The sequence below is a fragment of the Nostoc sp. UHCC 0870 genome, assembly GCF_022063185.1.
Taxonomy (GTDB): Bacteria; Cyanobacteriota; Cyanobacteriia; order Cyanobacteriales; family Nostocaceae; genus Trichormus.
Genome location: NZ_CP091913.1, coordinates 1262855 through 1281956, shown reverse-complemented (window position 1 = coordinate 1281956; position 19102 = coordinate 1262855). Strand labels below are relative to the sequence as shown.

Annotated in this window: 22 protein-coding genes; 13 read left to right on the top strand and 9 right to left on the bottom strand. The window is 41.3% G+C overall.

All coding sequences use genetic code 11. The annotated features are described in order from the left end of the window. Positions 1 to 133: 133 nt before the first annotated feature. A complete protein-coding gene (locus L6494_RS05710) occupies positions 134 to 1459 on the bottom strand; it encodes a serine/threonine-protein kinase (protein WP_237992193.1) in 1326 nt (441 codons plus the stop codon). A 129-nt stretch (positions 1460 to 1588) separates the two neighbouring features. Next, positions 1589 to 2602, bottom strand: coding sequence for a LysR family transcriptional regulator (locus L6494_RS05705; protein ID WP_237992184.1), 1014 nt, complete (start codon positions 2600 to 2602; stop codon positions 1589 to 1591). Between the two features lie 196 nt (positions 2603 to 2798). Here L6494_RS05705 and L6494_RS05700 point away from each other — a divergent pair, with 196 nt between their 5' ends. The 6 genes from L6494_RS05700 to L6494_RS05680 all read left to right on the top strand — a co-directional run bounded on the left by L6494_RS05700 (position 2799) and on the right by L6494_RS05680 (position 9250). Further along, a complete protein-coding gene (locus L6494_RS05700) occupies positions 2799 to 3515 on the top strand; it encodes an NnrU family protein (protein WP_237992181.1) in 717 nt (238 codons plus the stop codon). Between the two features lie 379 nt (positions 3516 to 3894). Then, complete coding sequence (locus L6494_RS05695; protein ID WP_237992179.1) at positions 3895 to 4281, top strand: thioredoxin family protein; 387 nt, start codon at positions 3895 to 3897, stop codon at positions 4279 to 4281. A gap of 321 nt (positions 4282 to 4602) precedes the next feature. Continuing rightward, complete coding sequence (locus tag L6494_RS05690) at positions 4603 to 6699, top strand: NAD(P)H-quinone oxidoreductase subunit 5 (RefSeq protein WP_237995843.1); 2097 nt, start codon at positions 4603 to 4605, stop codon at positions 6697 to 6699. 167 nt (positions 6700 to 6866) lie between these two features. Continuing rightward, on the top strand, positions 6867 to 7043 hold the full coding sequence (locus tag L6494_RS31125) for a DUF6888 family protein (RefSeq protein ID WP_442946982.1): 177 nt from the start codon (positions 6867 to 6869) through the stop codon (positions 7041 to 7043). Beyond that, positions 7043 to 7267 carry a DUF6887 family protein gene (locus tag L6494_RS05685; RefSeq protein ID WP_237992177.1) on the top strand — a complete coding sequence of 75 codons (225 nt, stop codon included), beginning with the start codon at positions 7043 to 7045 and terminating at the stop codon, positions 7265 to 7267. The genes L6494_RS31125 and L6494_RS05685 overlap by 1 nt, the downstream gene beginning before the upstream one ends. Positions 7268 to 7672: 405 nt before the next feature. Then, positions 7673 to 9250, top strand: a complete 1578-nt coding sequence (locus L6494_RS05680; protein WP_237992175.1) for an NAD(P)H-quinone oxidoreductase subunit 4 — start codon at positions 7673 to 7675, stop codon at positions 9248 to 9250. Between the two features lie 80 nt (positions 9251 to 9330). Here the strand turns inward: L6494_RS05680 and L6494_RS05675 are convergent, their stop codons facing one another. Next, positions 9331 to 9747: a hypothetical protein gene (locus L6494_RS05675; RefSeq protein WP_237992172.1), complete on the bottom strand. Its 417-nt coding sequence runs from the start codon at positions 9745 to 9747 to the stop codon at positions 9331 to 9333. Positions 9748 to 10058: 311 nt separating this feature from the next. Here L6494_RS05675 and L6494_RS05670 point away from each other — a divergent pair, with 311 nt between their 5' ends. From L6494_RS05670 to L6494_RS05665, 3 genes are all read left to right on the top strand, one after another. Beyond that, complete coding sequence (locus L6494_RS05670) at positions 10059 to 10778, top strand: Uma2 family endonuclease (protein ID WP_237992170.1); 720 nt, start codon at positions 10059 to 10061, stop codon at positions 10776 to 10778. Further along, positions 10775 to 10903 carry a hypothetical protein gene (locus tag L6494_RS30855; RefSeq protein WP_269139284.1) on the top strand — a complete coding sequence of 43 codons (129 nt, stop codon included), beginning with the start codon at positions 10775 to 10777 and terminating at the stop codon, positions 10901 to 10903. The genes L6494_RS05670 and L6494_RS30855 overlap by 4 nt, the downstream gene beginning before the upstream one ends. A 221-nt stretch (positions 10904 to 11124) precedes the next feature. Next, complete coding sequence (locus tag L6494_RS05665) at positions 11125 to 11814, top strand: hypothetical protein (RefSeq protein WP_237992168.1); 690 nt, start codon at positions 11125 to 11127, stop codon at positions 11812 to 11814. Positions 11815 to 11827: 13 nt separating this feature from the next. Here the strand turns inward: L6494_RS05665 and L6494_RS05660 are convergent, their stop codons facing one another. Genes L6494_RS05660 through L6494_RS05645 form a run of 4 tightly spaced genes read right to left on the bottom strand, consistent with a single transcriptional unit; the run spans position 11828 to position 13256 of the window. After that, positions 11828 to 12160: a DUF5615 family PIN-like protein gene (locus L6494_RS05660; RefSeq protein WP_237992166.1), complete on the bottom strand. Its 333-nt coding sequence runs from the start codon at positions 12158 to 12160 to the stop codon at positions 11828 to 11830. After that, entirely contained in the window at positions 12157 to 12387 is a 231-nt protein-coding gene (locus L6494_RS05655; protein ID WP_103136055.1) for a DUF433 domain-containing protein, read from the bottom strand. The genes L6494_RS05660 and L6494_RS05655 overlap by 4 nt, the downstream gene beginning before the upstream one ends. A 2-nt stretch (positions 12388 to 12389) precedes the next feature. Further along, the gene (locus L6494_RS05650) at positions 12390 to 13028 is read right to left on the bottom strand and encodes a Uma2 family endonuclease (protein WP_237992155.1); all 639 of its coding nucleotides are present in this window, start codon (positions 13026 to 13028) and stop codon (positions 12390 to 12392) included. 60 nt (positions 13029 to 13088) lie between these two features. Continuing rightward, positions 13089 to 13256 (bottom strand): type II toxin-antitoxin system HicB family antitoxin, encoded by a 168-nt coding sequence (locus L6494_RS05645; protein ID WP_237992147.1) that lies wholly within the window; start codon positions 13254 to 13256, stop codon positions 13089 to 13091. 269 nt (positions 13257 to 13525) lie between these two features. Between L6494_RS05645 and L6494_RS05640 the strand changes: the two genes are divergently transcribed. After that, positions 13526 to 14497 (top strand): hypothetical protein, encoded by a 972-nt coding sequence (locus tag L6494_RS05640; protein WP_237992145.1) that lies wholly within the window; start codon positions 13526 to 13528, stop codon positions 14495 to 14497. Continuing rightward, on the top strand, positions 14497 to 14904 hold the full coding sequence (locus L6494_RS05635) for a hypothetical protein (RefSeq protein WP_237992143.1): 408 nt from the start codon (positions 14497 to 14499) through the stop codon (positions 14902 to 14904). The genes L6494_RS05640 and L6494_RS05635 overlap by 1 nt, the downstream gene beginning before the upstream one ends. Before the next feature lie 102 nt (positions 14905 to 15006). Here the strand turns inward: L6494_RS05635 and L6494_RS05630 are convergent, their stop codons facing one another. Together L6494_RS05630 and L6494_RS05625 are read right to left on the bottom strand one after the other, a co-directional pair. After that, entirely contained in the window at positions 15007 to 15279 is a 273-nt protein-coding gene (locus L6494_RS05630; RefSeq protein WP_237992141.1) for a DUF1049 domain-containing protein, read from the bottom strand. 69 nt (positions 15280 to 15348) lie between these two features. Continuing rightward, positions 15349 to 16773, bottom strand: coding sequence for a phosphoglucomutase/phosphomannomutase family protein (locus tag L6494_RS05625; RefSeq protein ID WP_237992139.1), 1425 nt, complete (start codon positions 16771 to 16773; stop codon positions 15349 to 15351). Between the two features lie 107 nt (positions 16774 to 16880). On the opposite strand from L6494_RS05625, the gene L6494_RS05620 reads away from it, so the two are divergent. Then, the gene (locus tag L6494_RS05620; protein ID WP_237992137.1) at positions 16881 to 17768 is read left to right on the top strand and encodes a PD-(D/E)XK nuclease family protein; all 888 of its coding nucleotides are present in this window, start codon (positions 16881 to 16883) and stop codon (positions 17766 to 17768) included. Positions 17769 to 18001: 233 nt separating this feature from the next. Next, positions 18002 to 19027 (top strand): 2-hydroxyacid dehydrogenase, encoded by a 1026-nt coding sequence (locus L6494_RS05615; RefSeq protein WP_237992135.1) that lies wholly within the window; start codon positions 18002 to 18004, stop codon positions 19025 to 19027. Positions 19028 to 19102 lie beyond the last annotated feature (75 nt).

The window sequence follows — 19102 nt, the reverse complement described above, 5'->3', positions numbered from 1 at the left end:
AGTTTACCGCACTCAGTGGTGAGTGCTGAGTCATGTTAGCGGTAGCGCGGCGTTTAGCCGGTGCTGAGTCATGAGTGCTGAGTTTTGAGTCCTGTAATATTCTTCTTACTACCTAATAACCACAGCAACTTTGTTAAAGGAACTGAGACAATAATTTATAAATTAGTCGAAATAAGGATGTAGCCGCGATCGCGAATAAACCCCCTGCAACTGATGTAACTACAAGTTCTAGTGGGATAATTCCTGGAATAAACAGTACGATTACAAAACTAATTACAGTAATAATTAACAAATATAATTTTTTAATCCACCGCTTAGTTTGAGCAAATATGAGTAACCCCAAAATTACACTTGCCAGACTCAAAGTAATGATGGGTGATTGAGTGAGAGTAAAAAGAGCGATCGCCATTAATGCGCCTTCAAATCCACTAAATGCTGCACCTGTCAATAATTCCCAGGTAGAGAAAGTAGTATTTGCTTTTCGCTGTAGTCGGGATGTTGGATATGTCAAATACTGATCAATCGCTGCGAGTACCTGATCAGCTGTTTGAAAACGGTCTTCAGCAGCAGGCAAGAGCATTTTGTTTAAAATATAAACAAAGTGACTATTAATACTAACTTCCTTTTGCCATATCCACCTATTGCTATGAGGATCAATGAGTTGCGTAGGTTCTTTTTCTGTTATCAAATTAATAACAGTTGCAGCTAAAGCATAGAGGTCTGTAGATTTAAATACCTGATTCCCAGTTATTTGCTCAGGTGCGGCAAACCCAGGGGTATAAATACTTGTAGAAGAACCAGCACCAACACCTGAGACAGTTGTAACTTGTTTAACTGCGCCAAAATCTAAGACAAAAAGCCTACCATCCCGACGACGCATAATATTGGAAGGTTTAATGTCTCGGTGAATAATTTGTTTATCATGGATAAATTTGAGGATTTTGAGCCCTTCTTGCAGTAGTTCTAAAGCTTGCTGTTCAGAAAATTTACCATTTTGAACTAGTTCTTCCTCTAAATTTTGTCCATCAATATATTCTTGTACCAAGTAAAAAAACTGGTCTTGTTGTCCTGGTTGCAAACTGGGAACAAACATAGGAAAAAAGGCGAACAACCGGGGTATTTGATCGTGTTCTTCGCCTATGTAAGCTAGGACATTAGCTTCTCTTTCAAATAATTTTTCTGCTACTTCTAGTTGCTCTGGTGTGAAATGACTTGGAGGTTGGAACAGTTTAACTACACACTGACGCATCCCTGGAAATCGACGATCCAGTGCGAGGAAGGCTGCACCAAACCCTCCCTTACCCAGTAATTTTACGGGTACGTATCGACCATCTAACATCAAGGGCATACCGCAACTAGTACAGTATTTTTGCGGTGTGGTCTTGATTGTCGTATCGTCTAAATCGGGACAATGATTTTGTGGACGTTGACACGCTGGACGAGTGCAGTAGACTTCCATTGTATTTTTCTATTGACGTACTCCCCACGGTCATGAAAACATTGCTAATGCTAGTTTTATCAAATGATGGGGGATTCTTCTCTGTTCCTCGTAGTCAATGCTATGTATCCTCAAAGCAATAAAGAAGGATTAACCTTCATTATTAGAAATTGGTAACACAGCTTCTAATGGAGTGATCATTTGTTTTTTTTGTGACAGGTTTAAAATATCCTGATGCCATTCAGGGGTAGCAAATTGGGGTAATATTTCTTGGCTGAAAGCCTCTGCCGCTTTGGATCTATAGCGATTAGGATTACATATCAGCCATAGTGTGCGTTTAACAACGACACCATCAATGGGGGTACGGTGAAGTACACCCATCTGCAATTCTTTAGCGATCGCACTAGTAGAGACAAAAGCAGCACCTAAACCAGACTGTACCGCATTTTTAATCGCTTCGATGGAATTAAGTTCCATTTCTATCTTAAATCTTCTGCTATCAAGTTCACAGCGTGTTAGTACCTGATCGATGACTTTGCGAATAGTTGATTGGGAGTCTAAAGTAATGAATTGCAGTTTATATAAGTCTTCTTTTTGAATGGTTGCTAACTTTGCAAAGGGATGAAAGACAGGTAAAATCAGTGCCAATTCATCTTCAGCGTAGGGAATCATTTCTAAAGATTCGGCTAGTTCTGCGGGGATTTCACCGCCAATAATTGCCAAATCTACCTGACCATTAGCTACACTCCAAGCAGTGCGACGGGTCGAATGGACGTGTAATTGGACTGCGACATCGGGATATTTTTGGCGGAACATCCCAATCATTTTGGGTAGCAGATAAGTACCAGTAGTTTGAGAAGCACCGACAATTAAAGTACCGCCTTGGAGATTTTGTAAATCCTCAATAGCGCGGCAAGTTTCCTGACATAAACTGAGAATTTTTTCACCGTAGCTCAATAGTAGATGTCCTGCTTCGGTTAATTGGGCGCGTCGTCCACCACGGTCAAATAAAGGGACATCCAACTGCCGTTCTAAGTTCTGCACTTGCAAACTCACAGCAGGTTGGGAGACATAGAGACTATCAGCAGCGCGCTTAAAACTCCCTTCTACAGCGATCGCTTTGAGAATACGTAACTGATCTAAAGTGAATGGAAGGTCAGACATAAGGCTCAACCCACAAACTTTGAAAGGAGCAACTTTGGTAATCAATCATGATAGACACAATTAATTACATTTTGAATCTAGAGGCTTGACTGGAAAAAGACAGTACCACAACATTTTGACGCAAGTCCCCTGTTGAATACTTTGTGGTATTGGTTGTATATAGTTAACTTTTCTTTAAATTACTTTACCTGTTTATATGATGCTGAATCCTTGGTTAGCTCCGAGTCATTTTGTCATGCTGGGGTTACTGTTAATTTTTGCGATCGCCCACAGTGGGGGGGCAGCTTTGCGACCTTGGGCAGAAAAGCGCATCGGGCCAAGGCTTTATCGCATTATTTTTGCATTAATTAGTCTACCGTTAGCGGTCATAGTAATTACTTACTTTTTTAATCACCGTTACGAAGGCGCGCAACTTTGGCAGGTACAGGGTGTACCAGGGGTAAAAGCCACAGTTTGGGTATTGTCAGCGATTTCATTTTTATTTTTGTATCCTGCCACCTTCAATCTACTAGAAATTGCTGCTATTCAAAAGCCCCAAGTGCATCTCTATGAAACAGGGGTGATCAGGATTACCCGTCACCCCCAAATGGTGGGGCAAATAATTTGGTGCGTTGCCCATACCCTGTGGTTAGGGACTAGCTTTACCCTAGTGACATCCATTGGCTTAGTGTTGCATCATTTATTTGGAGTATGGCATGGCGATCGCCGTTTACACTCCCGCTATGGTGAAGCCTTTGAAATTGTCAAACAACGCACCTCCATCATGCCCTTTGCGGCAGTTATTGATGGTCGTCAATCGCTTAAATGGCAGGAATTCATCCGTCCTGCTTACTTAGGTGTTGGTATTTTCATTGGACTACTTTGGTGGGCGCATCCCTTGTTAATTGTGGCAACTAGTAGGGTAAGTTGGTAGTTTTGACTGATCCCCAATCCAGAAAAAAATATTAACCTAGGAAAAAAATCCCCTTATCAATTGCTACCAAATCAATGTAGGATTAATTGAAATAGCTGTTAGTCAGGGTGTAGTCATTGGTTTCCATATTTGTATATGGGTAAGTCACGAAGCAATCACTTTTGTTAGGGAGTATACAGCAAAGCACTCAAAACACCCTTTCGGCAAGAACTTGCCGGGACTTGAATAACCAAATTTTTGCCGTTAAAATCGTGCTGGTCTTTGTGCCAGAAACAACAACAATTTTGAAAAATACCTGCTATGAAGCGTTGATTAGCTTGCTAACTTCATTCTGCTGATAGCTAGTTTGATAATAAAAACCTATAATTCTAGAGGCATCATGGTGTTGTCGGTTAGTGAGCGGACATTTACTCAAGAAGTTTTAGAATCTCCAGTTCCCGTTTTAGTCAATTTTGAAGCACCTTGGTGTGGCTTGTGTCGCATCATCCACCCTTTGTTGCTGCAATTTCAAGTTCAATGTGGAGATCAAATTAAGTTAGTTGGGATTAACGCTGATGAAAATTTCAAGCTATCTAACACCTATCGCCTAAAGTCTCTGCCAACCTTACTGCTAATTGAAAATGGCGTAATTCGGCATCGTCTAGAAGGCTTTCGTGGTAGAGACGACTTACGTCTAGCTTTAGAGGACATCAAACTCAACTACAGCAATCGTCCCAAAGCTTACAGTAGCGTTACAACATCCGAATTAGAATTACATTTAGCCTAATTAGGCATTGGGGATTGGGCAATTCAATGCGTGGATTGTGGATTAATCTAAAATTCCCTTCCCAGTCCCCAGTCCCCAGTCCCCATTCCCCAGGATTTATTTAATTTTGAATTTTGAATTTTGAATTTTGAATTTTGAATTAATGTGTCCTCAAATCTAAAACCATGCTTAACACCCCACTCAAATGTGTTCGAGTGGGGTATTTTATCATCTAGGGTGTGTGTCACAATTGTTAACAGTTCCGACCTGGACAGTTGCTGTCGGCAAAACTGTACAGTAAAGTCCAAAGTAAGTCAAGAATCCTAAAAGTACCCGTCAGTGATGGAAGTAATCTATCAATACGCCTGGCTGATCCCGGTATTGCCACTTTTGGGGGCAATGCTAGTCGGTCTAGGCTTGATTTCGTTTAACGAGACAACAAACCGCCTGCGGCAGCTAAATGCTGTGTTGATCATTTCCCTGATGGGCGCAGCGATGGGTCTGTCCCTTGCCTTGCTGTGGAGTCAACTCCAAGGACACCCAACCTATCTCCACACCCTAGAATGGGCAGCAGCAGGCAATTTCCACCTGAGCATGGGCTACACTATCGACAACCTCACATCCCTGATGTTGGTGATTGTCACAACGGTAGCCTTCTTAGTCATGGTTTACACCGATGGCTATATGTCTCATGACCCAGGATATGTGAGATTTTACGCCTATCTCAGCTTGTTTGGCTCATCAATGTTGGGTTTAGTGGTCAGCCCGAACCTAGTACAGATTTATATCTTCTGGGAACTAGTGGGGATGTGTTCCTACTTGCTAGTTGGCTTCTGGTACGATCGCAAGTCAGCCGCAGATGCAGCTCAAAAAGCATTTGTCACCAACCGCGTCGGCGACTTCGGTCTACTCCTCGGCATTCTGGGGCTATTTTGGGCTACAGGCAGCTTCGATTTTACCGTAATGGGCGATCGCCTAGCAGAACTGGTAGAAACAGGCTCATTGAGCAATTTCCTGGCAGTTGTGTTTGCGATTTTAGTTTTCCTCGGCCCAGTTGCTAAATCCGCTCAATTTCCCCTACACGTCTGGCTACCAGACGCAATGGAAGGCCCCACCCCCATTTCTGCCTTAATCCACGCCGCAACAATGGTGGCAGCTGGGGTATTCCTGATTGCCCGGATGTACCCCGTTTTTGAACACGTTCCAGCCGCAATGAACGTGATTGCCTTTACAGGGGCATTTACGGCGTTTTTGGGGGCTACTATTGCCATGACCCAAAACGACATCAAGAAGGGTTTGGCTTACTCCACCATCTCCCAGTTAGGCTACATGGTCATGGCCATGGGAGTAGGTGCGTACAGTGCTGGTTTATTTCACCTGATGACTCACGCCTATTTCAAGGCGATGTTGTTCTTGGGTTCTGGTTCGGTGATTCACGGCATGGAAGGTGTCGTAGGTCATGACCCAGTATTGGCACAAGATATGCGCTTAATGGGTGGATTGCGGAAGTATATGCCCGCTACCGGATTGACATTCTTAATTGGTTGCATGGCAATTTCTGGGCTTCCTCCCTTTGCTGGCTTCTGGTCAAAGGATGAAATTCTCGGTTCAGCCTATGCTGCTAACCCGCTTCTCTGGTTTATTGGCTGGATTACTGCCGGAATCACAGCTTTTTATATGTTTAGAATGTATTTCTCGACATTTGAAGGTAAATTCCGGGGTAATGACGAAAAAATCAAAGATAAGCTTAAGAAAGCAGCAACAATTGTTCTCGAACTAGATTCAGCATCAGCCGCACCAGTACCAAATTTTGGCCCTGGGGCAATGAAAAAAGGAGAATTGGCAGCTAAAGGGGATCATCATGGTGATCACGGTCATCATAGTCATTCTCCCCATGAGTCGCCTTGGACGATGACCTTACCCTTGCTAGTGTTGGCTATACCTTCAATGTTGATTGGTTTAGTAGGTACACCCTACAACAATTACTTTGAAAGGTTTATCTTCTCCCCGACAGAAAGCATGGCTGAAGTCCTCGAAAAAGCCGCCGAGTTCGACCCCAATGAGTTTTATGTCATGGCGGGTGGTTCAGTCGGTGTTTCCTTAATAGGGATTACCTTGGCTTCTTTGATGTATTTGCAGCGTAAAATTGACCCAGCTGCGATCGCTGCTAAAATCAAGCCACTTTACGAACTATCCCTCAACAAGTGGTATTTCGATGACATCTACCACCGTGTCTTTGTCCTGGGTTTACGCCGCCTAGCTAGACAAGTGATGGAAGTAGACTTCCGAGTGGTTGATGGTGCAGTTAACCTTACAGGCTTTTTCACCCTCGTTAGTGGTGAAGGTCTAAAATACCTAGAAAATGGTCGTGTTCAATTCTACGCCTTGATAGTATTTGGGGCAGTTTTGGGCTTAGTCATTTTCTTCGGTGTCACCTGATTTTTATTGGGGTGGACAACCGTCTGCCCCTAAGTTTTTTCAGAGTCTAAATTAAGACTCCTTTTTTTTGCTTGTAATAATTATTTGGAAGTGAATTTAATCCTGAATACATCTAGAAAATTTCAGGCAAATGCTAGAATCGAAAGCGTGTGGAGTGAGCGATTTAAATGCCTACTGATGCCCAACTAAGAGGTTTATATCGTCTTAGCTATTGGCTAACGTATATTGTGCTTCAACCTATACATCTCGTCTGTATTGACGATCGAACAAACAATCTGTATGTTTTGGCTGGAAATACTGAAAATGTAGAGTTCCAGATTACACCAAATGGAGAGGTGTTCTGATGAGTCAAGTTAACTATGCTGCTATGTCAGATCAAGAGTTAAGAGAACACTTTCTCAGACACCGTGAGGATAAGGCAGCTCTTCGAGCTTATTTAGATAGACTCGGCGATCGTCCACGCAACGTTATTACAACTGTAGATGATCCTGACTTTGATAGTAAGATTCATGCAGCTGTTTTACAACAAATGCAAGCACCAGATGATAACGGTCAGGCGGAAGCTTAACAGTGAATAGATATGTAGGGTGCGTCAGTGTGTGAAAACCTAGCTACACCAAGAAATTATTCATGCTGACACGCCTAAAATGATGCAATAGATTTTTGATGAAGTTGATATAAATCAATATTTTTCACGCCAGTAGCTTGTGCCATTTGGGTAAGTCCTGTATATGTTTGATGTTTGTACAGGCTAATTTTCGCTGAATATCAAAAATTAAATTAGGCGATCGCACATCATACTCCCCAAGCGATATTCGGTATCCATCAAGTTAAAAAAGACTCTGAATCGAAAAAGGTGGGATTGCCAATTTGATTAAATCAAACTAACAATAAATGCCAAATCGTCAAAAAGCTGTTAGTTAATAACTAGTGGCTTTTTGGCAAACATGATTTTGATAGCAGACAAATTGTGATGAATACAGCTAATTTTCCGTGGCTGACGACGATTATCTTGTTACCGATCGCTGCGTCGCTACTGCTCCCCATTATCCCAGATAAAGACGGCAAAACAGTGCGTTGGTACTCCCTAATTGTGGGGCTGATAGATTTCGCACTGATTGTTTACGCCTTTTATACCCAATATGACTTCTCCAATCCTGACTTGCAAATGGTGGAGAGTTATGCCTGGGTCCCCCAACTAGATTTGAATTGGTCAGTAGGGGTAGATGGCTTGTCTATGCCATTGATTTTGTTGACTGGATTCATTACTACCTTGGCAACTTTAGCGGCTTGGCCTGTGACACTCAAGCCGAAGCTGTTTTACTTTTTGCTTTTGGCCATGTATGGCGGTCAAATCGCCGTGTTTGCTGTCCAGGATATGCTGCTATTTTTCCTGGTGTGGGAGTTGGAATTGATTCCCGTTTACCTGCTGCTAGCAATTTGGGGCGGTAAAAAACGCCAATACGCAGCCACCAAGTTTATTTTGTACACGGCTGGCGGTTCGCTGTTTATTTTAATCGCAGCGTTGACAATGGCCTTTTATGGCAATGATGTCACCTTTGATATGCGATCGCTCGCTCTCAAAGATTACGCTTTAAATTTCCAATTGTTAATTTACGGTGGCTTGCTGATTGCCTACGCCGTCAAGTTACCTATCATTCCCCTGCATACCTGGCTACCAGATGCCCACGGTGAAGCTACAGCCCCCGTACATATGTTACTGGCTGGTATTCTCCTGAAAATGGGTGGTTATGCCCTAGTTCGCATGAATGCTGGCATTCTACCAGATGCCCATGCTTATTTTGCCCCCGCTCTAGTGATTCTGGGGGTAGTTAACATCATCTATGCTGCCTTAACATCCTTTGCCCAGCGTAACCTGAAGCGCAAAATTGCTTACTCTTCAATTTCTCACATGGGGTTTGTGATTATTGGGTTTGCCTCCTTCACCGATTTAGGATTAAGTGGGGCAGTATTGCAAATGGTGTCACACGGGTTAATTGGGGCGAGTTTGTTCTTCCTTGTCGGTGCAACCTACGACCGGACACACACCCTGATGTTGGATGAAATGGGTGGTATCGGTAAGCGGATGCAGAAGATTTTCGCCATGTTCACCGCTTGTTCAATGGCTTCCTTAGCATTGCCAGGTATGAGTGGTTTCGTGGCAGAGTTAATGATATTCGTCGGCTTTGCTACCAGTGACGCTTATAGCCCTACATTTAAAGTCATTGTCGTATTTCTGATGGCAGTCGGGGTAATTTTAACTCCCATTTACTTGCTATCAATGTTGCGGGAAATTTTCTACGGACAAGAAAACGAAGAATTAGTTTCTCATCAAGCTTTGATAGACGCTGAACCTCGTGAAGTTTTTATCATTGCTTGTCTGTTAGTACCTATTATCGGTATTGGTTTTTATCCCAAGTTATTGACTCAGATGTACGACGCTACAACTGTACAACTGACAGCTAGGTTGCGTGATTCTGTACCCACCTTGGCAGATCAAAAACCAGAAGCAGCAGCAGTTTCTTTGAATGCACCAGCAATTGGTAATTAATTGGGATTTGTTGAGAATTACGAAATTTTAGAACCCCGGTTTCTTGGAGAAATCGGGGTTCTCTGCTCACCATCACAACACTAATTAGGGATGTTGGGGAAAAATAACTTGATAGCTCCGGCTGTCAATGCTAAGACAAAGCCAACCACCACAGAACGATTGATAAATTCTTGGGTATCTAGCCGCTTACCGATTCCCTTAACCTCTGTTTCCAATGCCTTAATTTCTCCCTTAAGTTCAGATTCTAGCTTGTCAATGCTTCCTGTCATTCCAGATTCTAGCTTGTCAATGCTTCCTGTCACTTCAGATTCTAATTTGTCAATTCTTCCTGTTAGTTGAGCGTCTTGTTTATCAATTCTTCCCGTTAGTTCAGCTTCTAGTTTAATTTGGCTAATTTTAATTTCTGTAACGTCTTTTTGTAAGACATCTAGCTTCTGGTTGATTTGCCCTAAAATTTCCTCTAATGAATAAGTGACTGTAATAGGGGTTTGATTCATAAGTTACACTCTTATTAAGAAAATAAAAATATTTTCTATTCCTCCTTAACTTTATTATCCTTTGATAGTGCCTAGCACCCCTAGGCGGAAGTCAAAAGTCAAAAATCAAAAGTCCTGTATTTTAAGATTTTGAACGATTGAGAATGGTATCTTGATTTTCGCCGCACTGTACTAATATCTGATGAAAACACACAATTTATAGAGAGTGCGTTATGTCCAGCATATTGATGTACGCTATCTTTAGTTACTTGTTAGTCAATTTATGTTCAATAAATTTCTATATCTAAAATTAGAATCTGTGAAAACCTCTCATGTTAAACTACAATTCGTTACACTGTTTACCATCTTCCGAAGAGCTACCGAACTCCGAGGATACGCCTGTGGATAATGAAATACAAGATTTAATTCCTAGTTTACTAAAAGCTACACTGGCTTTGGTTTGGTTAGACCGATGGGATTGGTACTTTGGTGTAAATATGGGTATTTATTATGACCCAGAAAAACCAGCGATCGTCCCTGATGGTTTTCTCAGTGTAGGAGTCAAACGTTTTGTTGATGGGGATTTACGCCTCAGCTATGTGCTGTGGGAAGAAGAAAATCCGCCAATTATAGCAATAGAAGTAGCCTCGCCGAAACATCTAGGAGAATACAGCACCAAAAAAGAAGTTTATGCTGAGATGGGAATTTTGTACTACGTTGTGTACAATCCTTTCCGGCGCAAAAATCCGGCTTTGGAAGTCTATCGCCTAGAAGATGGGGAATATTTCCTCATGTCAGGAAATCCCATTTGGTTGCCAGAAATTGGCTTAGGAATTGGGAGAGAACGAGGACTTTATCAAGGAATCGCTAGGGAATGGTTGTACTGGTATGACAATCAAAAACGTAGATTGCTGACACCAGAAGAACTAATTTTCGTAGCACAAGAAAAAGCAAATGTGGAAGAACGGCAACGTTTAGAAGCGGAAGAACGGGTGAAAATGCTAGAAAACAGGTTAAAGGCGTTAGGTTTCGAGCCAGAAACTATAGTGTGAGATCATCTTTGGGTGCGATGGGTGCGATCGCACAATCACAGCATAATTCACTAAACTTTCACTTTCACATTCGCCTGCGCTATACCTTAACCTCACGTCAAGGCTCAGATTCCCGCTTGATGTGAGGTTTAATTTATGGGAATATCGCAAATGTTTGATTTTTTTTAACGCAGAGGGGCGCGGAGGTTCACGCGGAGGAGCGCGGAGGGTTAAGCAGAGTATTTTATGATGTTAATTAGCTTGATGGTTGGGGAATTATATCTATTAACGATACTCAGCATTTGACTATGTATTTATCGAAGTTGGGTGTCTGCTTAATCTATTTAGGGAAACTGTCAAGCTAATTATGGATGTGAAATTAGGGTTCGGCTCTATCCCAAAACCTCAATATGTCTTTGTCAGCAAGGAAAACGATCACTGTTGGTATATGCTCTCGGATGATACTAAGCCAATTCCGATTTATGATAGAGCTTTGACAGGATTAATCACAGGTATAGAAGTTAATAAAAAAGTAGAGACATCACACGGTGAATCTGAAAAAACTGATTTGCATATCTTGGCAGATAAACCTTATGTAGTTCGCTCAGGTAGTGAATCGTATTTTTCCAAAAGTTTGTTACTTTCACTGGATGCGTTGACACATGAACAATTATGTCAGCCCCTAACAATTGCAGTTAGCCCTGGTGATAAAACAATCGTATTTTGTACAATCTATAATCCAGTAACTTATCGTGCTGTAGGTGTTAGCTGGGATGGACATAAAGAAATAGATTGGCCAGCTTTAGGGCAGAAAGTTAGTCTGAAAATTAACAATACTCAAAATTCCCATCAAGAGTTAAATTCATCTGAACATCGTGCAGGTTTCATTGCTCAGACTGATACATATTTATCACAATTAAATTGGAGTCCAGAACAGGGGCGAGAGTTTTTACAGCAAAAATACGGCAAGCGATCGCGCTATCATCTTTCTGAAACAGAAATGCTAGATTTTATCGATTACCTGAAGCTACAATTAACCCATAGCTACCAAACTTAGCTATTTATTCAGATTAATAAAGCGTCAAGACTCCTACATTGGGATTTTCAACAAAGGCTTGGATGTCTTCTAAATGCGATCGCAAGATTTCTGCAATCTGTTTGGTTGAACAATTACCACGACGAATCCAGATAACTTTCGGTGGAAATCCTCTCAGAATACTTAATTCATTAAAATCAGCATCTCTAGTCACAATAGTGAATTTACCTTGTTGTGCATACTCCCACACAATTCGATCATCTGCCTGATCTAAACCAATAAGAAAAATGTGCTGAGAGTTTGGGTAAATATCAGCCAATTGATCTACTAATCGAGGTGAGAGATTATGGTCAAAAAGTAATTTCATGCTGGCATAGTAAGCATTTGCCTTTCTCTATCGGCTGCGTAGCTGAGGCAAGCCAAAATATCTTCTTGCGTTAAATAAGGAAAATCATCAAGTATTTCTTCGTAGGTCATACCAGAGGCAAGATAAGATAACACATCATACACAGTTATTCGCATTCCCCGAATACAAGGTTTACCGCCTCTTTTTCCTGGTTCAATTGTAATAATATTGTGGTAATTTACAGCCATAATCACAAACTAGCATTAAAAATTTGCTGTGCAGTTAAATTCAAATCAGGGAAGGTTACAGATTGAATACGGTTGTCACCTCTAAATTTTCTTACAGTATACTCACCCTCTTCTAAACAGCAAACTAAAATTGTAGGCTGTTTAGGATTCCCTATAAATTCCCTACCTCCCAATCCTGCATAATCTACAATCCAGTATTCAGGAATCCCCATTACCTCTCTTCGAGACGCTACGCGAACATAGTCAGCGTATTTTTTCAAATAATCATCACGCCAGTTTGTACTCACTACTTCAATAATTAACGGGATTGATATTCCTTGAATGACAGTAGATTCTTTCTTCCATAGAGGTTCATTGGCTAAATTGGGGCGATTTAATAACAGCACATCCGGCGAGTAAGCTGATTCATTTTCAGGTGGTTTGACTAATGCTGTCTTGGGTATGAAATACGGGAGATTTAAACGGATACACTCTCTAGTAATTTCAAAGGCTAAAAATCCAGTTACTTCTTCATGTTCTCCTGTTGGTTGTGGCATTTCAACTACTACTCCATCATGGAGTTCATAACGTTTCCCTGTTTCATCTGGATATTTAGCAACAAACTCATCAAATGTAGTCAGCTTGCGTAGGGCTTGAGTCATGGCTTATACCAGTCTAGAATTCTTAATTCAAATAATTAGATTCAATCTAGGTTTTCAGGTTCAAATCTTTTTAGTTTCAATGGCGACATCCAGCCAGCCTTGAATCGCATCTTGTAGCATTTCTAATAGATGTTCGTAGCTATCTCCCCAAGTGTGACATCCTGGTAAAGCTGGTACAGAACCACACCATATATCATCTTCTTGCCAGATAACTGCTTTAATTTTCATTACTCATCATTTTTACAAGACTACGCTTCATTATTTTAGCTTTAAGTCAAGTGCGATCGCAGATTCGCTGTACTTTGTTGAATATGTAACCATAAAAGTATTTTAAATGCTAAAAATACTTAAATTCTTGGTTTCCTAAAATTTTTTGCTGCCTAAATGTTAGCAAGGTTGTTACTTAGGGAAATATATGTATAAGGCAATGCCTTTATTTGATGATTTAATGCGTAGAACAAGAGCCACTGACCACTAATCACAATCAGGAGTATTTAATGCCAATTCCATTTATCCTTGGTGCGATTGCTTTAGGCACTGCTGCTTACGGTGCTGTCAAAGGCACTGAAGGCGTTAGTAATATGAAAGAGGCAAATAATATTGGTAGTCGTTCTCAAAAGCTTCATGAGTCTGCTGTTAATCAATTAAAAGCTGACTGGGAAGCTACTAATAAACTAGCTGAAGAGTATGGTCAGTTTCAGGTCAAGGTTAAAATAAATACAATAGGTCGATTTGTAACTTTTATTGAGAAACTTGGGCAACGTTCATCTCAGGATCTGAAATTTTTAGAAGGGTTGGATGGAATATCAGTTCAGCAGATAGAGCAATACAAGGCTGATGCGATGGAAGCGGAACAGTTCGTTAAGGGCGGTGTTAAAGCAGTCCTTACAGGGGCTGTTGCTGGACAGACTGCAACAAGTCTTGCTACTTCTGTAGGGGTGGCAGGTACAGGAGCAGCGATATCAGGACTTAGTGGAGCTGCTGCTTGGAATGCAACTTTAGCTTGGCTTGGTGGTGGTTCACTAGCAGCTGGTGGAGGTGGAATGGCACTTGGTACTTTTGTACTGGGAGGTATTACAGTTGGGCCAGCGTTAGCAGTGGGTGGTTTTGTGTTGGCGGGTAAAGGTGAGGAGGCTTTGACAAAGGCGCGTGAGTATGAGGCTAAAGTGAATACTGAAATTGCCAAACTTGAAGCAGCTAGAGAGTTTTTGCGACAAGTCAGACGGCGGGTCACTGAGTTAAGTAACTTGGTAGAAGAGTTAAATAGTCGCGCAGTATTCTATCTAGATGAGTTAGAGTCTCAACCATTTGATCGCAACAAAGATGCCAGTAAATTCCAACAAGTAGGGCTTTTAGTGAAAGCATTAGCCGAAATTATGAAAACGCCTGTTCTAGATAGTGAAGGGCAACTGAATCCTGTTACTGTGACTATCCAAGCTAAATATCGTACTATTGGAGGCAATCAGTAATGCCAGCAAAGAAATTTACCACAGAAGTGGTTAAGGAATTTATAAATCCTGCTGAATGCCTACAGCAAATGGTGACAGCTTACACTGATTACCTAATAATTGCTGAACAAGAACAGACAAAGCGTAGAGAAATTGACGCTTGGAAAAGAGAAACGATTACCAAAATTAACGCCCAGCGAGAGTTGCTGATGGCTTATTTAGATCGCTCTTTTGATGAGCGTGCGGAGAATTTTCGTTTATTATTTGCTGTTGTTGATAGTGCGATCTCATCCGGTAATAACGAACAACTAGCTCTTACCTTAAATTCAATAACAGAAATAGCTAAATCTAGCCCATTTAAAGACCTTGCTAATTTGGCTTCTGTCCGTGCTGCCCTAAATGATCCTAACCACGAATGGACATTTTAATTTTGTAACTCTATTCATTCAAACTTATAGCAATAAATTTTGTAGAGATGCAAGTGTTTATATGTATCTCTACACTTTTTTACTACATTATTTTTTTAATCATCAAAAATCTTCATCATCGACGAAAAATTCCGCGTCTTCTTCCAAACGGGAGTTACCCGAACCCGCCAGACCCCAGAGAGGCTGTAGAATCGCCACACCAATCAACCCCAAACCAGCACTAAACGCCAGCACTATACCGACTGGAATTTTAATTGATTGGAATGTTAAGAATTTTAAAGATACTGGCTCGAAATTTTGGACGGAAAGAATAGCGATCGCTACTACCCAAATCGCTACAATTAAAGATATCAACAAATTAGCAAAGCTTTTCATAAAAAATATAACCATAGATAGATGCAGATGTACACAGATCATCTCAGTGTGCATCTGCGGTCTAAAGTTCTATGCTAACTTAGCGATCGCACTTTCCATTTCTTGGGCAAGTTGGCTAAGTTTCTCTGGGGAGTTGGTTTCTAGATAAACGCGTACCAGTGGTTCAGTACCGGAAGGACGCAGTAACACCCAGCTACCTTCTTCTAGATACAGCTTAATCCCATCCTTGCGTCCGACTTCTTTAACTTTAATCCCAGCTACCTCGGAAGGAGGATTTTTAGTAAAGGAGTCAATCACAGCGACTTTGTGGGCTTCTGTTAAGTGTAAGTCCAGGCGGTTGTTATACAGTGGCCCGTCAGCTTCTGCGATCGCTTCTTTGACTAATTGACTCAAAGGTTTACCTTCGTAGGCGATCGCCTCAGCAATCAGCATATCTGCCAAAATGCCATCTTTTTCGGGAATATGTCCAATAATACTTAAACCGCCTGATTCTTCACCACCAATTAGGACGGCAGTTTCCCGCATTTTTTCACCGATGTATTTAAAGCCTACGGCTGTCTCATAAAGTGGTAAGCCGTGTTTAGCAGCAAAGTTATCTAATAGGTGAGTTGTCGCCACTGTGCGGACGATCGCACCAGTTTTACCTTTGTTTTTGATTAAATGTCTAGCTAAAACTAACAGCACAGTATTAGGGGTGAGGACTTCGCCTTGTTCATCTACAATACCAAAGCGATCGCTATCTCCATCTGTCGCCAAGCCCAAATCTGCATGATCTCGACGAACGGCTTCCACTAATTCAACTAGCTGTTCTCCCTTGGGTTCTGGCATTCCACCGCCAAACAGCACATCACGCCAATCGTGGAAACTTTCTAATTGTGTGCCACTTTGTTGCAAGATTTCATCTAGATAGCCACGGGATGTAGAATATAACGCATCATACTTGACTTTTAGCTGTGCGCTCTTAATTCGTTCCACATCCAGCAATGTATAGATAAATTGGAGATAGTCTGGCTTGGGATCGAAAATAGAAATAGAACCTGATGGGTTGTCACCGGGTAACTCATCCGATGAACTTTCTATATTTGCCACAATAGTATCAGTAATTTCTGGAGTGGCAGGGCCAGCATAGTCAGGGATATATTTAATCCCACAGTAAGGTGCTGGATTATGACTAGCCGTAAACATCAATGCCCCAGCCGAATTCAGGTGACGGGCATTATAGGCAATTACTGGTGTGGGGCAATCCCGATCAGTGATTTTGACATTCCATCCTAAGTCAGCTAAGACTTGGGCAGATGTCTGGGCAAACTCGTTAGCTAAAAAGCGCGTATCGTAAGCAATCAGAACTGGTCTATCTTTTGTGTAGGCTGTTTCCAAATAACTAGCGATCGCTCTTGTTACTTTCCGCACATTGGGAAAAGTGAAATCATCGGCGATAATTCCTCGCCATCCATCAGTGCCAAATATTATCTTGCTAGAATTGCTACCACTCATGTTTGCCACTTTCTCCCATATTTTGTGAACTCTATTAGGAAGCTTCCCGCAAAGTGTGCGTAGCTGCAAGCGTCTTCCACCGTATTGTTTCTTACTGCTATTGAGCAATGCTAACCCCCGAACGACTTTTTGTTAGTTATCACCTCTGGTCTTTAGTTGCCCCAGCTATGGGGCAAGAACGTTGGCACTGCCAGATGAGACGGGGGTTTATCAAAGCGCGTCAAAATGAACCACAGGTTAAAGCACTATTAGCAAACGCTACTCCACCTCAGCGCATTGGGTTGCTGGCACAAAAAGGTGTTTATGAGTTTCATCATAATCGACATCTGTTGACTAGATCAGATGGAGTAGAGCAAGTTGCACAATTGTTAAAATTAAATAACTCGGCTGTACAAGTGCAACAGCGAGTGCTACAAATTCTCAAAAAATATTATGAAGAACCATTACTTTTAGGTAAACGGATTCTCCAACTAACTCGCGGCGACGAAGGTTTTCCCAAACCAATTTTTATCGAACAAGCAAATTATCGCTTCCGTTTATATGCAGCAATGGACTGCGTTTTTATTGAGTCAGATGCTCAAACTTTACATATTGTAGATTTTAAAACTGGTAAGTCTCATTTTGATAGAAGACAAGCATTAGTTTATTTATTAGCTGCTAGTTATCTTTACCCTGGTAAACAAGCCGTCGCCTCATTTTATAATCTAGAACTTCGTCAAGCATCAGAATTAATTCAACTTAAAAATAATGAATTAGAATCTTTGAAAATTGAGTTAGTAAAAATTGCTCAAAAACATCAATTAGACATCCAGAAATACCAAGAATCTGTTCAAAGTTTCAGTGAAATATTTCCCCCTAATCCTGGAAATCACTGTCGCTTTTGTCCCTTTCAATCTATTTGTGATTTTTCTACTCAATCATCACCCAATACAGGGGAACTAAAAATAGGTTACGGAAATTCCAAAGTTATACAAAATCCCAAATTAAAAACTTAATCAAAAAGTGCGTCCCTAATTTTTAATTCGTAGTCAGGACTGTAGTCCTTAAATAATATAGATTGGATTTTTCTCACCGACTTACTTAAAAGGATTAATTTTTGCTGTAATTATGATATTAACTCGAAGCATAGTAAAACCTATAGCTGGTGAGTATCATAGGCGTGATTGCTACTCTAAACTACAAGCTATTATGTATGGGACAACAAGCACCATATAATTTGAGGTTTTGCATGAAAGTAGCAGTCTTCAGTACAAAAGCCTATGACCGGCAGTTTTTAGAAGCTGCAAACTTCCCCAAAAAACACGATTTGGTGTTTTTTGAACCACGTCTTGACCAAGATACAGCTATCCTAGCTGCCGGATTTTCGGCGGTTTGTGTATTTGTCCATGACCAACTTGATGCACATACTTTAGAACTTCTGGCTTTAAGAGGAACTCGCTTAATTGCTCTCCGTTGTGCAGGTTTTAATCATGTAGACTTAGAAGCCGCCGCCAGGTTAGGAATTACTGTAGTGCGCGTTCCTGCCTATTCACCCTATGGTGTAGCAGAACACGCTGTAGGTTTGATTTTGAGCCTGAATCGGAAAATTCACCGTGCCTATAACCGTGTTCGAGACGGTAATTTTTCCCTAGATGGACTGTTGGGATTTAACTTAAATGGACGGACTGTAGGGCTGATTGGTACTGGTAAAATCGGTCTGATTTTAGGACGGATTATGAAAGGCTTTGGTTGTCACCTACTTGCTTATGATGTGTATCAGAATCCTGAATTAGCAGCATTAGGTGGCAAGTATGTAGAATTGCCGGAATTATTTGCCAAAGCCGATATTATTTCTTTACACTGTCCCTTAACACCAGAAACACATCACCTCATCAACGCTGAGGCGATCGCACAAATGAAACCTGGTGTAATGTTAATTAATACTAGCCGAGGTGGACTGATTAACACCCAAGCTGTTGTTGAAGGGCTGAAGACAGGTAAGATAGGCTCTCTCGGTGTGGATGTCTATGAACAGGAATCGGAATTATTTTTTGAGGATTTGTCTAGCGAAATCATTCAGGATGATGTTTTCCAAAGGTTGACGACATTTCCCAACGTACTCATTACCGGACACCAAGCATTTTTCACAGAGGAAGCCCTAAGTAATATTGCAGACACTACTTTGGGGAATATTACAGATATTGAACAAGGTCGTACTTGTGCGAATGAGCTACGCCCTCAACCAGAAGTAGGAGACAAGGTTTTGGTAAGTTAAATATATTGTATGGGGAATGAGCATTGTATGTTTCTCCCCTGCTCCCCCTGCTTGTTACCTGTCACCTATCACCTA

What these genes read in the sequence shown, in the direction of transcription:
- L6494_RS05705 (WP_237992184.1), bottom strand. Translation starts at nt 2,602, where the DNA reads ATGTCTGACCTTCCATTCACTTTAGATCAGTTACGTATTCTCAAAGCG.
- L6494_RS05680 (WP_237992175.1), top strand. Translation starts at nt 7,673, where the DNA reads ATGAATACAGCTAATTTTCCGTGGCTGACGACGATTATCTTGTTACCG.
- L6494_RS05645 (WP_237992147.1), bottom strand. Translation starts at nt 13,256, where the DNA reads ATGAAAATTAAAGCAGTTATCTGGCAAGAAGATGATATATGGTGTGGT.
- L6494_RS05625 (WP_237992139.1), bottom strand. Translation starts at nt 16,773, where the DNA reads ATGAGTGGTAGCAATTCTAGCAAGATAATATTTGGCACTGATGGATGG.
- L6494_RS05655 (WP_103136055.1), bottom strand. Translation starts at nt 12,387, where the DNA reads ATGGCTGTAAATTACCACAATATTATTACAATTGAACCAGGAAAAAGA.
- L6494_RS05635 (WP_237992143.1), top strand. Translation starts at nt 14,497, where the DNA reads ATGCCAGCAAAGAAATTTACCACAGAAGTGGTTAAGGAATTTATAAAT.
- L6494_RS05615 (WP_237992135.1), top strand. Translation starts at nt 18,002, where the DNA reads ATGAAAGTAGCAGTCTTCAGTACAAAAGCCTATGACCGGCAGTTTTTA.
- L6494_RS05650 (WP_237992155.1), bottom strand. Translation starts at nt 13,028, where the DNA reads ATGACTCAAGCCCTACGCAAGCTGACTACATTTGATGAGTTTGTTGCT.
- L6494_RS05630 (WP_237992141.1), bottom strand. Translation starts at nt 15,279, where the DNA reads ATGAAAAGCTTTGCTAATTTGTTGATATCTTTAATTGTAGCGATTTGG.
- L6494_RS31125 (WP_442946982.1), top strand. Translation starts at nt 6,867, where the DNA reads ATGCCTACTGATGCCCAACTAAGAGGTTTATATCGTCTTAGCTATTGG.
- L6494_RS05685 (WP_237992177.1), top strand. Translation starts at nt 7,043, where the DNA reads ATGAGTCAAGTTAACTATGCTGCTATGTCAGATCAAGAGTTAAGAGAA.
- L6494_RS05710 (WP_237992193.1), bottom strand. Translation starts at nt 1,459, where the DNA reads ATGGAAGTCTACTGCACTCGTCCAGCGTGTCAACGTCCACAAAATCAT.
- L6494_RS05665 (WP_237992168.1), top strand. Translation starts at nt 11,125, where the DNA reads ATGGATGTGAAATTAGGGTTCGGCTCTATCCCAAAACCTCAATATGTC.
- L6494_RS05670 (WP_237992170.1), top strand. Translation starts at nt 10,059, where the DNA reads ATGTTAAACTACAATTCGTTACACTGTTTACCATCTTCCGAAGAGCTA.
- L6494_RS05660 (WP_237992166.1), bottom strand. Translation starts at nt 12,160, where the DNA reads ATGAAATTACTTTTTGACCATAATCTCTCACCTCGATTAGTAGATCAA.
- L6494_RS05675 (WP_237992172.1), bottom strand. Translation starts at nt 9,747, where the DNA reads ATGAATCAAACCCCTATTACAGTCACTTATTCATTAGAGGAAATTTTA.
- L6494_RS05620 (WP_237992137.1), top strand. Translation starts at nt 16,881, where the DNA reads ATGCTAACCCCCGAACGACTTTTTGTTAGTTATCACCTCTGGTCTTTA.
- L6494_RS05695 (WP_237992179.1), top strand. Translation starts at nt 3,895, where the DNA reads ATGGTGTTGTCGGTTAGTGAGCGGACATTTACTCAAGAAGTTTTAGAA.
- L6494_RS05640 (WP_237992145.1), top strand. Translation starts at nt 13,526, where the DNA reads ATGCCAATTCCATTTATCCTTGGTGCGATTGCTTTAGGCACTGCTGCT.
- L6494_RS05690 (WP_237995843.1), top strand. Translation starts at nt 4,603, where the DNA reads ATGGAAGTAATCTATCAATACGCCTGGCTGATCCCGGTATTGCCACTT.
- L6494_RS05700 (WP_237992181.1), top strand. Translation starts at nt 2,799, where the DNA reads ATGATGCTGAATCCTTGGTTAGCTCCGAGTCATTTTGTCATGCTGGGG.